At 71.6% G+C, this 14670-nt stretch carries 12 protein-coding genes; 8 read left to right on the top strand and 4 right to left on the bottom strand.

What is annotated here, in order from left to right; all coding sequences use genetic code 11:
• Window positions 1–251: 251 nt before the first annotated feature.
• Window positions 252–1175 (bottom strand): 4-hydroxy-tetrahydrodipicolinate synthase, encoded by a 924-nt coding sequence (gene dapA, locus BCD49_RS34265; RefSeq protein ID WP_007515945.1) that lies wholly within the window; start codon window positions 1173–1175, stop codon window positions 252–254.
• 73 nt (window positions 1176–1248) lie between these two features.
• Between dapA and BCD49_RS34260 the strand changes: the two genes are divergently transcribed.
• Window positions 1249–2175, top strand: coding sequence for a LysR family transcriptional regulator (locus tag BCD49_RS34260; RefSeq protein ID WP_071042338.1), 927 nt, complete (start codon window positions 1249–1251; stop codon window positions 2173–2175).
• On the opposite strand, the gene BCD49_RS34255 is transcribed toward BCD49_RS34260, so the two are convergent.
• Window positions 2166–2747: a sigma-70 family RNA polymerase sigma factor gene (locus tag BCD49_RS34255; protein WP_007515943.1), complete on the bottom strand. Its 582-nt coding sequence runs from the start codon at window positions 2745–2747 to the stop codon at window positions 2166–2168. The two genes, BCD49_RS34260 and BCD49_RS34255, sit on opposite strands and share 10 nt — an antisense overlap.
• Before the next feature lie 644 nt (window positions 2748–3391).
• On the opposite strand from BCD49_RS34255, the gene BCD49_RS34250 reads away from it, so the two are divergent.
• From BCD49_RS34250 to BCD49_RS34225, 6 genes are all read left to right on the top strand, one after another.
• Window positions 3392–4171: an amino acid ABC transporter ATP-binding protein gene (locus BCD49_RS34250; protein WP_007515942.1), complete on the top strand. Its 780-nt coding sequence runs from the start codon at window positions 3392–3394 to the stop codon at window positions 4169–4171.
• A gap of 140 nt (window positions 4172–4311) precedes the next feature.
• Window positions 4312–5250 (top strand): glutamate ABC transporter substrate-binding protein, encoded by a 939-nt coding sequence (locus BCD49_RS34245; protein WP_007515941.1) that lies wholly within the window; start codon window positions 4312–4314, stop codon window positions 5248–5250.
• 58 nt (window positions 5251–5308) lie between these two features.
• A complete protein-coding gene (locus tag BCD49_RS34240) occupies window positions 5309–5953 on the top strand; it encodes an amino acid ABC transporter permease (protein WP_071042337.1) in 645 nt (214 codons plus the stop codon).
• A 102-nt stretch (window positions 5954–6055) separates the two neighbouring features.
• Window positions 6056–6931, top strand: a complete 876-nt coding sequence (locus tag BCD49_RS34235; RefSeq protein WP_007515939.1) for an amino acid ABC transporter permease — start codon at window positions 6056–6058, stop codon at window positions 6929–6931.
• 255 nt (window positions 6932–7186) lie between these two features.
• Complete coding sequence (locus tag BCD49_RS34230; RefSeq protein ID WP_007515938.1) at window positions 7187–7990, top strand: response regulator transcription factor; 804 nt, start codon at window positions 7187–7189, stop codon at window positions 7988–7990.
• A 167-nt stretch (window positions 7991–8157) separates the two neighbouring features.
• Window positions 8158–9180 carry a TAXI family TRAP transporter solute-binding subunit gene (locus BCD49_RS34225; protein WP_007515937.1) on the top strand — a complete coding sequence of 341 codons (1023 nt, stop codon included), beginning with the start codon at window positions 8158–8160 and terminating at the stop codon, window positions 9178–9180.
• A 49-nt stretch (window positions 9181–9229) separates the two neighbouring features.
• On the opposite strand, the gene BCD49_RS34220 is transcribed toward BCD49_RS34225, so the two are convergent.
• Both BCD49_RS34220 and BCD49_RS34215 read right to left on the bottom strand, forming a co-directional pair.
• Window positions 9230–10750 carry a sensor histidine kinase gene (locus BCD49_RS34220; RefSeq protein ID WP_007515936.1) on the bottom strand — a complete coding sequence of 507 codons (1521 nt, stop codon included), beginning with the start codon at window positions 10748–10750 and terminating at the stop codon, window positions 9230–9232.
• Window positions 10751–11051: 301 nt separating this feature from the next.
• Entirely contained in the window at window positions 11052–13949 is a 2898-nt protein-coding gene (locus tag BCD49_RS34215) for a right-handed parallel beta-helix repeat-containing protein (RefSeq protein ID WP_007515935.1), read from the bottom strand.
• Window positions 13950–14265: 316 nt separating this feature from the next.
• Between BCD49_RS34215 and BCD49_RS34210 the strand changes: the two genes are divergently transcribed.
• Complete coding sequence (locus BCD49_RS34210; RefSeq protein ID WP_051466274.1) at window positions 14266–14598, top strand: hypothetical protein; 333 nt, start codon at window positions 14266–14268, stop codon at window positions 14596–14598.
• Window positions 14599–14670: the final 72 nt, after the last annotated feature.

The following is a 14670-nucleotide window of genomic DNA, read 5'->3' as shown; positions in this document are numbered from 1 at the left end:
CCTCGCAGCGGCTAACTGATGTCGGACCGGGCCCGGCGGCCAGCGCGAACGTCGCCCGGTCCTGGCCTCGGCCAGCGATTCTGCGGCACCACCTGGGTCTTGCCGCAAGCCCCCAGGTGCGCTATACGTTGATAGTGGCGGGGAGAGTGTCCGCTCCTCCCCCACCATCGATGACAGTGCCAACTCGAGATCACACTGCCAACTCAAGATCACAGTGCCAACTCGAGCGACGCCAGGTCGCCCGTGCATTCTCACAAGGGTAGGGCCTGGCCAGGGACCGCGACGGTCGCCAGAGCACTCCGTAGCCGCTGAAGGTCCGACGGCGGCGGCTCGAGCAGCGGCAGGCGCACCGTCGGGTGCGGGATGATCCCGAGCTCGGCCAGGGCGGCCTTGGCCATGATGGCCCCCTGGGACGTGCGCATGACGGCTTCCACCAGGGGGATCAGTGAACCCTGGACCGTCCTCGCCGCGTCGAGGTCGCCGGCGTGGACCGTCCGGATGAGCTCGGCGTTGCGGTCGGCGGCGACGTTCCCCACGACGCTGACCAGGCCGGTGGCACCGCACGCCAGGTAAGGCAGGTTGAGCTCGTCGATGCCGCAGTAGTAGGCCAGCGGCGCGCGGGCCATGACGGACATCGCCTCGAACAGGTCGCCCTTGGCGTCCTTGACCGCCCGGATCCGGGGATGGCTCGCGAGTTCGATCAGCGTGGACGCCTCCATGGCGACCCCCGTGCGTGCGGGGACGTCGTAGAGCATCACGGGTAGCTCGGTGGCGTCGGCCACCGCGAGGCAATGGGCGACCACCCCGGCCTGGGTGGGTCTGGAGTAGTAGGGGCAGACGACCAACAACGCATCCGCTCCGGCGGCCTCGGCTTCGCGTGCCCGACGAATGCTGGCGGCCGTGTCATAGGTGCCGACACCGGCGACCACCCGGGCCTGGTTCTTCGCCTGGGCCGCGACGGCACGAACGAGCCGGGCTGCCTCGGGATCGGTCACAGTCGGCGACTCGCCGGTAGTCCCGCCGACGACGATGCCGTCGCACCCGGTGGCCAGCAGGTGGTCGACGAGGTTGGCGAGCCCGGCCTCGCTGATCGTGCCGTCAGGCCGCATCGGGGTCACCATGGCGACGAGGTTGGCGCCGAAGAGCGGGCCGGCGGCGTGCCGCGAGTCGGTCATGGGGTGACCGTGCCTCGACTCGAGGCAAGTGGTCCAGCGATGCTTTCTTGCCAGTATTACGTAGCCTGGCTTCATGATTGACGTCGGGGCGCTGCGGGCGCTGCGGTCGGTGGCCGCGCTCGGCACCCTGGCGCGGGCGGCCGACGAGCTCGGATTCACCGCCTCGGCGGTGTCGCAGCAGATCAAGAGGCTGGAGCGCGAGGTCGGCGTGCCMGTCCTCGCGCCGGCGGGACGCGGGGTCGTGCTCACCCCGGCGGGGAAGGCCATCGTCGACTCGGCGCCTGAGGTGTTCCAGGCGCTGGAGYGCTGCGCCGAGACGGCCCGGGCAGTCTCGGCGGGCGCGCCGCGCGGCGTCCTGCGCGTGGTCGCCTTCTCGACGGCCATCCGTGGGCTGCTCGCGCCCACCGTGCCGCGGCTGGCGACGCGCTGCCCGGACCTGCGCGTGCACATCACCGAGCAGGATCCCGACCAGGCCCTGCACAGCGTCGGTGCCGGAACGGCCGACCTCGCCCTCGTTCATGACGCCGACGGGCTGCGCGCCCCGTTGCCATCGGGCCTGGCCCAGCGCCATCTGCGCACGGACGTCGGCGACGTCGTCGTGAATCGGGCGCATCCGCTCGTGCGCCTCGACCCGCCGCTCACCAGAGCCGACCTCACCGGCCTCGCGTGGGTGACCAGCCCGCCGGGCACGGTGTGCCACCAGTGGTTCCGCCGGCTGTTCGCGGACGCGCCCGAGGTACCCGACGTGCGCCATCTGGTCGACGATTTCGCCTCCCAGCTGTCGCTGATCGCCTCCAGCGACGTCGTCGCCCTGATACCTCGCCTCGCTCGCCCGCCCCTGGGCGATCGGCTCGTCGCCCGACCACTGCGGCGACGACCGAAGCGCGAGATTCACGCGGCGTGGCGGCGCAGCGCTCAGGCCAGCCCGGCGATCCGGGCGGTGCTCGCGGAACTGGGCTCGGCCAACAGCTGCGAGGACACCCGCGACGATCAGGAATGACCGCGAGGGTGGGCGTCGGTGACGCCGTGGGCGGTCAGGGCCGCCCGCAGTTCGCGGACGGCGACGTGATGACGCGACTTGACGGTTCCCGCCGGGATTCCGAGCTCGGCGGCCACCTCGGCGTGGGAACGGTCGAGCCAGTACAGATGCACCAGGGTGGCACGGTGCGGCCCGGACAGAGCCTCGAACGCGGTGGCGAGGACGCCGCGCAGCAGCACCGCCTCCAGCTGGTCCTGGCCGGCCGGGTCGGGCAGGACGGGCAGGTCTCCGCCCAGCTCGAGCGGGCGGGCGGCGCGCCGGCGCAACCAGTCKACGGCCACGTTGTGGGCGACCCGGAACAGCCAGCGCCGTAGGTCCTCCTCCTCGGTGAGGCCGGTGAGCAGGTCGGCGTGCCGCCAGGCGCGCAGGAACGTCTCCTGGACGATGTCCTCGGTGCGCCCCGGGTCGCCCGGCAGCAGCCGGGAAACGTAGCGCTCCAGTGCCGGGCCGCAGTCACGCACCAGGTGGTCGCCGAAGTGCCGCCGCCGGGCCGCCTCGGCCCGCTCTGGAGCGGGCACGGCCGCGCTCGTCATGGGCAGTCCCTCCGCCTGGCTTCCGGTGTCAACGGTGGCCGAGCTGACGCCACGTCAGGCTACGGTCACTCCGGCGGAGGTGGACCGATTTGGGCGGGATTTGAAGGTCTTCCACCAAATGTTTACCTGCCGGCGGTGCGGCGGGCAGGACCCGCCGTACCGCGGCGCGCCGCGGCGGGCGAGCTCCGCGGGCGAGCTCCGCGGGCAGGCCGTCGAACGGCTCCACCGCAGGCACGTCCGGCACGCCGTCCACCCCGCCATCGGTCGTCGGCCGGCCACCGTCGACGAGGTTTCAGGTCGGCGTCCGTGCCGAGGAGACAAAAGCCTGTCGCGAACCGGACAGCGCCCAGCGGCGGGGTGATTGGCAGCCCAGGACGCGGGCGCCTGGATGGGTGAAGAAGAAGTAAAGAGCAGTAAAGAGGGAGTAAAGGAGGAGTAAAGAAAAGAGATCTGTCGCCAACCGGACAGTATTCGGCGGCGGGGGTCATTTATGTTTGGCAAAGCCTGAAGATCTCGAAGAGAAACCTCCGGTTAGTGGGCTCGTCAACCAGCCGGCAAGAAACCTCGACCATGGCTGCGCCATGTCGGGGAGTTCTATTTTTGTATGCCCTCCACCGTCGTTCGGAAAGGAGCTCCAAACAGCCATGACCCCGGCAGCGCAGGGGCCCAATCTCCCCGCCTCGACCGGCGATCCACTGATCGTGCTGGACAAGGTGTGCAAGTCCTTCGGCTCCCATCAGGTTCTCCACGACATCGATCTGACGGTCGACCGCGGCGAGGTCGTCGTGATCATCGGTCCGTCTGGGGCCGGGAAGTCGACGCTGTGCCGCTGCATCAACCGGCTGGAAGTGATCAGCTCCGGCAGTGTCACCATCGACGGGGTCCCGCTGCCCGTGGAGGGTCGGGCGCTGGCCCGGCTGCGGGCGCAGGTGGGCATGGTCTTCCAGTCCTTCAACCTGTTCAGCCATCGCAGCGTGCTCGACAACGTCACCCTGGCACCGGTCAAGGTGCGGGGAATTCCGCGCAAGCAGGCCGAGGCGACCGCACGTGAGCTCCTCGACCGGGTGGGGATCGGGGAGAAGGCCGACCAGCTACCGGCCGAGCTGAGCGGCGGTCAACAGCAGCGGGCCGCGATCGCCAGGGCACTGGCGATGGAACCCAAGATCATGCTCTTCGACGAGCCCACCTCCGCCCTCGACCCCGAAATGATCAACGAAGTGCTCGACGTGATGCGCGAACTCGCCGCATCCGGAATGACGATGGTCGTCGTCACTCACGAGATGGGATTCGCCCGCACCGTCGCCAACCGCGTGGTCTTCATGGACGACGGCCGAATCGTCGAGACCGCGCCGCCCGCCGAGTTCTTCGCGAACCCGAAATCCGAACGCGCCCGCGACTTCCTCGGCAAGGTCCTCAGCCACTGATTCTCAGCCGCTGACCGCCCGCGCTGTCTCCCTCGGGGCGCCGCGCGCGTACCACCGGTCCCACGGCCAGCCGAAAGGCTCATCGACGTTTCCCGCACCCGCCGCGATCCCGCGCGGGGAAACAGCAGGAAGGGAAAACCATGTCCAGACGATCCCGCCTCTCGGCGCGCCTGTCCGCCATCGCGGTCGGCCTCGCCGCCACGCTGGCGCTGACGCTCGCCGCCTGCGGCGATGACGACGGCAGCGGTCCAGGAGCGTCCCCCGCCGGCGGGGCCACGCCGGCCAGCGGTTACAAGCTGACCCAGGCCACGGACTTCCCGGCGAGCCCGTCGCTGGACGAGATCCGCAAGCGCGGAGAGATCATTGTCGGCACCAAGTTCGACCAGCCGCTGTTCGGGCTGCAGAACCCGACGAACGACAAGATCGAGGGATTCGACACCGAGATCGCCCGGCTGCTGTCAATCCGGATCTTCGGTACTCCGGACAAGGTGAAGTTCCTGGAGACCGTCTCCAAGAACCGCGAACCGTTCATCCAGCAGGGCAAGGTCGACGTCGTCATCGCCACCTACACGATCAACGACGCGCGCAAGAAGCTCGTCGACTTCGCCGGCCCCTACTACACCGCCGGCCAGGACATCATGGTCAAGTCCAGCGACACCGCGATCAAGGGCGTCACCGACCTGAACGGCAAGAAGGTCTGCACCGTCGAAGGCTCCACCTCGGAGAAGAACCTGCGAGCCAAGGCCCCCACCGCCGACGTCGTCCTCGTCGACACCTACAGCTCCTGCGCCGAGCAGCTCACCGACGGCCGGGTCGACGCGGTCACCACCGACAACGTCGTCCTCCTCGGCCTGATCTCACAACACAAGGACACCCTCAAGCTCGTCGGCAAGACGTTCACCACGGAGCCGTACGGAATCGGGCTGACAAAGGGCGACGACGCGTTCCGCACCTTCGTCAACGACACCCTCGCCGCGACCTACCAGAACGGTGACTGGGCGAAGGCCTTCCAGTCGACCGTCGGCAAGGTCGCGACCTCCGTCCCCACCACGCCCACCATCGACCGCTACACCGCCTGACAGCACATAGGCCCGGCCCGCTGACCGCCGCACCACCAGCCTTCGTTCGGAGCCAACCGTGAACGTCGTCCTCGACAACCTCGACGTGTTCGGGTCGGGGCTGTGGACCACCCTCAAACTCACCRCGCTGTCGTTCCTGCTCGCGCTGGGCATCGGAGTGGTCGTCGCGACGGCGCGAGTCTGCCCGGCCGCCCCCCTACGGGCGGCCGGGCTGGCCTACGTCGAAACGGTCCGCAACACACCCCCACTCGTCCTGATCCTCCTGTTCGTCTACGGACTACCAAAGACCGGCATCCGCTACTCACTGTTCATCTCGGCCGTCCTGGTACTGGGCGCGTACACCGGCGCCTTCGTCGCCGAGGCACTCCGGTCCGGCATCAGCGCGGTGCCCATCGGCCAGGCCGAGGCAGCCCGCTCACTCGGCATGACCTTCACCAAGACGCTGCGGTACGTCGTCCTCCCGCAGGCTTTCCGCACGGTAATCCCACCGCTGGGCGCGCTGCTGTCCGCACTGGTCCGCAACACCTCACTGGCCGCCCCGATCGGAGTACTGGAACTCACCGCCCGGGCCGGCCAGCTCAACACCTCCGACCCCAATCCCATCTGGATCTACCTCGCGGCCGCCGCCGCCTACATGGTCGTGACCTTGCCACTCGGCGCGGTCACCCGCCTCGTCGAACGCCGCGTGGCGGTGGCCCGGTGACCGCCGCCAGCGGGTGGCCACCCCGGCACGAGTGGTCACGGCGCGCGTCCCGCGCGGCGAAGGCATCCCTCAGCACGGCCCATCCAGGGAAAGGACGCCGCCGTGAGTGCCACTGTTCTGTATGACGAGCCGGGGCCGCGGGCACGGAGGTGGATCGCGGTCGGCTCCGTCGTCGGCGCCGCGCTCGTCGCCCTGCTGGTCGTCGTCGCGTTCGTCCGGCTGGCCGGGCACCACCAGCTCGACCGCGCCCGCTGGACCTTCGTCACCGACCCCGCCATCCTGCGATTCCTCGCGTACGGCCTGCTCAACACCCTGAAGGTGGCCGCCGTCGCGGGCGCGCTCGCGCTGACGATCGGCTGCCTGCTGGCAATCTGCCGGCTGGCCCCGGCGATGCCGCTGCGGGCCGCCGCGTCGACGTACACGCACTTCTGGCTGGCGATCCCGGTCCTGCTACTGATCTACTTCATCGGGCTCGGGCTGCCGACGATGGGCGTGGACCTGCCGGTCTTCTGGTTCCTCGTCCTGGGCCTGACCCTGTACAACAGCGCCGTCTTCGCGGAGATCTTCCGGACCGGCATCGTCTCGCTGCACAGCGGCCAACGGGAGGCGGCGGCGGCGCTCGGCCTCGGCTTCTGGCAGACGATGCGGCTCGTCCTGCTCCCCCAGGCGGTCCGGCGGATGGTGCCRTCCCTGGTCAGCCAGTTCGTGGTGCTGCTCAAGGACAGCTCGCTCGGCTTCGTCCTGCCCTACCCGGAGCTGCTGAGCCGCGGAAAGATCACCGGGCAGTTCGCCCAGTCCCCCCTGCAGGCCTACGTCGTCGTCGCCGTCGTCTACATCGCGGTCAACGCCAGCCTGTCCTACCTGGCGCGACGACTCGAGGCCAGGCAACGCCGACCGGCGGCGCAGGTGGCCGCTGAGACGCCGATCGAGCTGAACCCGCTGGTCGTCGGCGCAAACCTCAGCACGCCGGCGGCTTGAGCCAGGCACGAAACTCGCTCCCCCGGGTCCCTGCCCCGACCGGGCCAGACACGAACGGCGGGACCCTCGCGGCCGGCTCGCCGCCGTCCACACCCGCTGGCGCGGAACAGCGGAATACCCCGACGCCGCGTGGGAGTCGCCGCCGGCCTCGTCTTTATCTCCTAGTGCTACCTTCTGGCCAAGCAGGTGAATTCTCATGAATCGCGCGACGCGGGTACGGGGAAGCTCAGGTGGCGCCGACTGGCGGAGGCAGCGATGCTGTTGCTGGTAGTAGAGGACGACGATCGCGTCGCCAGTGCGTTGGCCGGCAGTCTCCGCCGGCACGGGTTCGACGTGGTCCGCGCCCGAACAGGCACCCTCGCGCTGGACCTGCTGAACAGCACCCGGCCGGATCTCGTGCTGCTGGACCTGGGTCTTCCGGATCGGGACGGCTTCGACATCTGCACTCGCATCCGTTTGATATCCGCGGTGCCGGTCATCATGGTGACCGCCCGCGCGGAGCAGGCCGACCGGCTGCGCGGCCTGTACACCGGAGCCGACGACTACATCGTCAAGCCTTTCGACGTCCTCGAGCTCATCGCGCGCATTCATGTTGTGACCCGACGTTCCCGTCGGCACGGCGACGAAGCCACCGGCTCTCCGGCCGAGCCGGCCCGCGGCGGGCCGGACCCCGGCCGGACGCGTGCCTGGCCGCCACCATCACCGGTGCTGGCCGGCCCTGGCCAGCACCGGCCTGGTGCTCTCGGCGCCGACGGCGACCAGGTGCTGTCCGTCGGGAAGATCTCCATCGACCTGCGGGCGCGGGAGGTCACCGTCGCCGGGCGGGAGACCACCCTCACCCGCAAGGAGTTCAACCTGCTGGCCCAGCTCGCGGGCGCGCCGGGCGTGGTTTTCCGGCGCGAGCAGATCGTCGCCGAGGTGTGGGGGTACAGCCCAGAAGGGGCCTCCCACACCCTGGAGGTGCATATAGCGTCACTGCGCGCGAAGCTCGGGGTACCCGGAGCCATCGAGACCGTCCGCGGTATCGGATACCGACTGAGCGCAAAGGCCGTCGGCTAAGCCTCTAAGCCTCGCAACCCGGCGCGCTAAACCCCCGATCGCTCTGCCGAGAATCGGCGCCCACAGATAGGAAATCCTGCCGACCGGCCATCGGCCCGCCCACGGACCATGCCTTCGGATAACCGCGCCGTCCGACGTGTCCAGACGTCGGTGTGGGAGGATCAGGCATGCGAGTCGCCCTGGCCTTGTCACGCCGGCCTGGCGTGCCCAGGTGGCGTCGTCTGCTCGTGCTGGCCGTCGTTCCCGCCGTTGTTCTGGTAACGGCCGGGCTACTCGCCTGGATTCGGTTCGACGGCGGCGGCCAGCCATATCGACGGGGTCCTGTCACGGTCTTCACCGGCGGCACCGGCGGCATCTACTACCGCTACGGCACGGCACTTTCCGCGTCGATCAACGGCTCGCTGCCGGGCGTACGGGCGACGACCATGGTCACCGGCGCCGCGGTGGACAACCTGCGGCGGGTCGTGGCCGACCCGAACACCTTCGGCTTCTCAACGATGGACGCGGCGACGGCCGCGGTGCGCGGGCAGGACCCGTTCGCCTCCGCACTGCCCGTCCGGGCCGTCGCCCGGATCTACGACGAGTACATCCACCTCGTCGTGCCACGGGACTCTCCGGTCAGGACCCTCGCCGATCTGCGCGGCCGGCGGGTCTCCACCGGCGCCCGCGACTCGGGCACCGAGCTGGTCGCCACCCGGTTGCTCGCCGTCGACCCCGCGATCGACGCGAAGGACGTGACCCAGGTCAACCTCGGCGTCGACCAGTCGGCGAAGGCGCTGGCGGACGGCACCATCGACGCGTTCTTCTGGCAGGGCGGRCTGCCCACCGTGACGGTCGCGGACCTGGCGCGGCGGTTCCCGGTCCGGTTCGTCCAGCTCGACGGGCTGGTCGACGCGCTCAACGAGGTCCCGAAGTGGGGTGCCGAGTACCGGCGCGGCGTCATCCCCGACGGCGCCTACGCCGGCGTCGGCGCGACCCCCACCGTCGCGATGGCCGACCTGCTCGTGACCAGCGCCGACACCGACCCGGGGCTGGTCCGCCAGGTGACCCGGGTGCTCTTCAACGCGCGGGAGACGATCGCCCGGGTGGTGCCGGTCGCGTACGCGCTGGACCCCCGCAGCGCCGTCGCGACCGGGCCGGTGCCGCTCCACGACGGGGCGGCGAAGTACTACCGAGCGGCCAAGGTCTGATACGCCAGGGATGCCGGGCTGGCAGGGCTCCGGGCCGCCAACCGGGGCTCTAGATCCCCGCGCCCGCGGGCGCGGTGGCCGGAGGCAGTCGCAGTGTCACCACCAGGCCGGCCGGCTCGCCCAGCGCGTAGCGGATGTCACCGCCGGAGGCGGTCAGCAGGGCGGTGGCGATGCTAAGGCCGAGGCCGGAGCCGCCGATGTTCACGTTGCGCCGGCTGCGCCAGAAACGGCGCCCGATGTTCGCCAGCTCGTCGACGGTGACCCCCGGCCCCTGGTCGCTCACCCGGATGAACACGCCGCCTGCCGGCTCGTCCGCACGGCGGCCCCCGGCGCGGGCGGCATCGCGGACCACAAGGCGGGGGGCGTCGCGGGCGGCCCGGCCGCTGTCGTCCCGCGCCGCGTCCGGGCCGGGGGCGTCGCCGGAACCGTCCGGATCCAGGCTGACGGTGACGGTGACGATCGAGTCCAGTGGGGAGAACTTCAGCGCGTTGTCGAGCACCGCGTCCAGCGCGCCCCCGAGGGTGTCGGCGTCCGCCAGCGCGGACGCGCTGGCGAGCCCCGTCACGTCGACGCCGACACCGCGCGCGTCGGCCATCGGCCGCCACGCCGCGACCCGCTCGTCGACGACGGCACGAACGTCGATCTTCTCCGGGCGCGGCACGTGGTGCTCGGCCCTGGCCAGCGCGAGCATCTCGTCCAGGACCCTGACCAGCCGGCGCGCCTCCACGCGCGTCTCCCCCACCTCCTCCTGCCACTGGTCCGGCAGGTCCATCGACAGGTTCTCGATCCGCAACAGCAACGCCGACAGCGGGTTGCGCAACTGGTGGGAGGCGTCGGCGACGAAGGCACGCTGCGCCTCGACGGCGTCCTCCACGTGGCCGGCCATCTCGTTGAACGACAGGGTCAGCCGGCGCAGCTCCGGCGGGCCAAAACTGCCCAGCACCCGGGCCGAGAGCCGCCCCGTCGCGATCTCGTGAGTGACCAGGCCCAGGTCGTGCACCGGGCGCAGCACCCATCGCGTCAGCCGCACAGCCGCCATCACCCAGAAGCAGGTGACGACGACGGCGGCGCCCAGCAGCCACAGCCACCGGCCCAGGATCCGATCGGACAACCGGTCCGTCGGCGAGATGGTCACCGCGGCACCGACGACGTCCTTGCCGGAGACGACCGGTTCGGCCACCACCAGCGGGCGGCCCTGCCAGGGCCAGATCTGGCCGGGGTCGCTGGACTGGCGGCCCCCCAGCGCGCCCTGCAGCGCCGAGCGCAGCTCGTCCGCGCGCGGGTCGACCCCCGGGCGCGACGCGGCCCGGATGTGCTCGTTCAGGTCGACGACCACCGCGGAGATCCCGTACAGCTGCTCGTAGCGGCCCAGCTCCTCCCGCAGCTCCAGCTCGCCGTCAGCCGAGGTCACCTGACCGGCGATACCGGCGAACCGCGAGGTGTCCGCGAGCCGGTCGACGAACATCTGCTGCTGCTGGCTCTGCGCGACGCTGCGCCCGAGCGGCACGCCCAGCGCCGCGAGCGTCGCCGTCATGAACGCGAGCAGGATCGTGAGCAGCCTCGTACGCATGCTGGTGCCCTGACCTTCTGTCGGTGCCCCGTGCCCAGCTCCTCGAGTCGGCGAGGCCGGTGAGCAGGTCGGCGTGCCGCCAGGCGCGCAGGAACGTCTCCGGGACGATGTCCTCGGTCCGGCCCGAGTCGCCCAGCAGCAGCCGGGACACATGGCGCTCCGCCGAGCTGACGCCAGGTCAGGCTATGGTCACGCCAACGGGCATGGACCGATTTGAGACGGATTTGAAGGTCTACCGCCGGATGTTTACCCGCCGGTGGCCGCGGGACGAGGGCCCGGGTGCGGCGCCGGGCGAGCCCCGTCAGCCCCCGGGGACGTCCTCGGGGACGAGCCGCAGCAGGTCCTCGGTGCTCGGGTCCGCCAGGTCCGCGACCCGCTGGGCCTGGATCTCGGTCATCCGCTGGAACACCTGCCTGGCGAGCCGTCCGTTGCCGAAGCCGCGGACCCGTGGGACCCCGGCAAAGTACCCGACGAGCGCCGCGCGCGCCGGCTCGGTGAGCTCGTACTCGTGCTGGGCGCACTGCGCCGTCACGATGTCGGTCAGCTCCTCGTCGGCGTAGTCGTCGAAGGTGATCGTGCGGGTGAACCGGGACGCGAGACCCGGGTTCGAGTCGATGAACCCGGACATCTCGCCGGGATAGCCGGCGACGATGACGACGACCCGGTCGCGGTGGTCCTCCATCAGCTTCACCAGCGTGGCGACCGCCTCCTGGCCGAAGTCGTTGCCCACCCCTGGCGGGACCAGCGCGTACGCCTCGTCGATGAACAGCACCCCGCCGAGGGCGCGGCGGAAGACGGCCGTCGTCTTCGGCGCCGTGTGGCCGATGTACTCGCCGACCATCGCCGACCGGTCCGCCTCGACGAGGTGACCGCGCTCCAGCATCCCGAGCGCGGTCAGCAGCCGGCCGTAGAGGCGGGCKACGGTCGTCTTGCCGGTACCCGGGTTGCCCGCGAAGATCAGGTTGCGGGACAGCGGCGGGGCGGCGAGCCCGGCCTCCTGCCGGCGGCGCACCGTCTGCATGAGCTTCACCTGCGCGCCGACGTCCCGCTTGACCCGGTCCAGGCCGACCAGGCCGGCGAGCTCCGCCAGCAGGTCGTCGAGCGACTCGGCCGGGGGCGCGTCCGGCAGGCCGTCCGCCTCGCCGTCGGTCCCGGCGCCGCCCTGGCCACCTGCCGCGGCCGTCGTCGGTTCCGTCCCGTCGGCCCCCTGGGCCGTGCCGTCGCGGCCGGACGTGGGAATGTTGACGGTCCGCACCCGGGTGACCGTGCAGTGCTCGAACGTCGGCTCGCCGCCGTCGGCGAGGCTCAGGTCCGTGTCCGTGTCGTGGACGTGCAGGCCGGTGAACCGGGGGGTGGCCCGGGCGCCGACGTGCAGCGCGGGGAACTCGGCCGCGGTGATCTCGCCGCCGTCGAACGCGCCGGCCGCGCCGTCGCCTACGAAGACACCGTTCTTGCCGGCGCGCGCGACCCGCAGGCCGCTGACGGTCGGGATGGCCGCGCGCCAGACGACCAGGCCGGAGCCGGTCGCGTCCGCGATCTGGCAGTCGGCGATCCGGGCCTCGCCGCGCTCGGCGACCACGACGCCGGCGGCGCCGGTGCGTTCGATCCGGCAGCCGGTGAGCGTCGCCTTCGCACCCGAGCCGACCCGGACGCCCACGTCGGTGCTGTCGGTGACGACACAGCCGGTCACGGTGGCGGGCGCCGTCGCGTTCGCGCTGATCCCGATGCCGTTCCCGGCCAGCTCGCAGCCGTGCGCGGTCAGCGTCGCGTCCTGCTCGGCGTGCAACGCGGACATGGCCGCGCCGCTGACCCGGCCACCCTCGACGTGAACGGCGGCCTGGCCGACCGCGTGGACCCCGTGCTCGGGAGTGGTCCGCAGGTGCGCGTCGACGAGGGTGACCGACGCGGCGCCGGCCGCATGGACCGCGCTGTAGCCGGCCTCCTCGATGGCCAGACCCCGCAGCGTGGCCTGGCCCGCGTCGGCGACGAACACCCCGTTGGCCGCCGGCAGGAACACCCGGCCGCCGTCGACCGTGATGACCGCCGATCCCCTGGCGACCAGGGCGGAGGTGCCGACGCGCTCCAGCACACAGCCGGTCAGCGTCACGGCGGACGCCCCGGCCACGACGATGCCGGCGCGGGCGGGCGAACGCAGCCGGCAGCCGGACAGCGTCACCGTCGCGGCGCCCTCGACGAGCAGGCCGTCCGTGCCGGCGGCCTCCAGCTCGCAGTCGTCGGCGAGGACCTCGGGCCCCGGCCGCGCGGCGGTGCCGTCCGCGTCTCCCGGGCTGTTCGCGTCCCCTCGGCCGTCGGCGTTTCCTGAGCCGCTCCCGCCCGCCGAGGGGCTCGCGCCGGGGGCGGAGGCCGCGGCGCTCGCACCCGCCGCCGTGCCCAGGCCGGGGACGCCGGGAGACGCCGGCGACGAACCGAGGACCCGAACGCCTTCGGTACCGGCGCCCCGCAGGGAGCAGTCGCGCAGCCGGACCGTCGCCGTGTCCTCGACGAGCACGCCGCTGCGGCCGGTCCTGGTGATCTCGCAGCCGTCGGCGCTCGCGGTGGCCTGCCCGCGGGCGCGCAGGCCGGAGCCGGTGGTCCGGGAGATCCGGCAGCCTCGCAGGGTGACGGCCGCGCCGGCGCTGGCGACGACACCGGTGCCGTCCACGTCGGTGACGACGCAGCCTTCCAACGTGGGCCCGCCCGTGCCGGCGGCGTGYACGCCGGCGAGCTGAGCACCGCTGATCCGGCAGTCGCGCAGCGTCGGCGAGGCGTCGCCGACGATCTCCACCCGGCCGTTGACGATCTCGCACCCTCGCAGGGTCGGCGCCCCCGCATCGATGACGACCGCGGGAAGTGACGGATCGATGCCCACGATGACCAGACCGGACAGCACCGCCGAGCCGCGCAGGACGAGCGGGCCGCCACCCACGAGCCACACGGTGCCGCCACCGGCCGCCGCGGCGAGCGTGACATCCCCGTCGATCAGGAGGTTCTCGGCGTAGCGGCCAGGCGGGAGCGTCACGGTCTGGCCGGGCGCGGCCGCCGCGAGCGCGGCGGACAGTGGCCCCGGTACAGGCCCCGGCCCCGGCCCGGGCCCGGGCGGCGGGCCGAACGGGGCTGGCGCCGGCCAACCAGCGGCCGGCGCCTGGAACGTTGGCGCCACGCTCGCCGCCGGCGCCGCCTGCTGTCGTGGCCTTCGCATCTTGTGGTCCGCTGTCCTTCCGCGTATCCACGGCCGTCGCGTCGTCCGCGTGCCGCCTACCTGGTGCCCGACCGCGAGTTCAGGCCCTTCGCCGTGCGCCGGGCCATAACCGCCTGAACCTCATTGTGGTCCCCGCCGCGTGGGAAGCGCGGGCCGGGGCGGCGGCAATCCGCACGGCGGCGCACGGCGTGCCAAACCGCCGGCCGTATAGTCGGGTCGAACGGGCGTGCCGCCCAGCCGGAGCACCCTCGTCTGAGTGGGCGACGGCGACTCCTGGCGGGTGAGAAGCGCTGGCGAATGACGGGTTGGTGACGTGGTGGAGCAGCTCGACGGGTGGCTGAGGCTGGCGAATCTGAAAGGGTTCCTGGTCGCGCTGTCAGAAATAGTCGGCTATCGGTTCGGCGAGCTGGATTGGGGCGCCGTCGAGACCGGCCTGGAGGCCGGGCCGGATGACGAAGAGTGGTTCACCTATCCGCTCGTCGGCCGCATTACCCTGGAGATCGCCGTCTCCCGGGTCGCGGAAGAGGGCGATATCGACGTCAGACTGCTGTTCCCGGCCGACGAACCTTGTCTCGGGAAACAGATCGAGGTCGCCTGGATGATTTTCAACCGTTTCGAGATCTCGCCGACCTTCGAGATGATCGACTGAGATCGTCGCGAACGCGCGCGGGCCGCGCGGCCCGAGGCGCGGGCAGGCGCCGGGGGGCGCCGCGCCGCGGTT

The organism is Pseudofrankia sp. EUN1h (genome assembly GCF_001854645.1).
Taxonomy (GTDB): Bacteria; Actinomycetota; Actinomycetes; order Frankiales; family Frankiaceae; genus Pseudofrankia; species Pseudofrankia saprophytica.
This window is presented reverse-complemented; position numbering and strand designations above follow the sequence as displayed.

What these genes read in the sequence shown, in the direction of transcription:
- BCD49_RS34245 (WP_007515941.1), top strand. Translation starts at nt 4,312, where the DNA reads ATGTCCAGACGATCCCGCCTCTCGGCGCGCCTGTCCGCCATCGCGGTC.
- BCD49_RS34230 (WP_007515938.1), top strand. Translation starts at nt 7,187, where the DNA reads ATGCTGTTGCTGGTAGTAGAGGACGACGATCGCGTCGCCAGTGCGTTG.
- BCD49_RS34250 (WP_007515942.1), top strand. Translation starts at nt 3,392, where the DNA reads ATGACCCCGGCAGCGCAGGGGCCCAATCTCCCCGCCTCGACCGGCGAT.
- dapA (WP_007515945.1), bottom strand. Translation starts at nt 1,175, where the DNA reads ATGACCGACTCGCGGCACGCCGCCGGCCCGCTCTTCGGCGCCAACCTC.
- BCD49_RS34220 (WP_007515936.1), bottom strand. Translation starts at nt 10,750, where the DNA reads ATGCGTACGAGGCTGCTCACGATCCTGCTCGCGTTCATGACGGCGACG.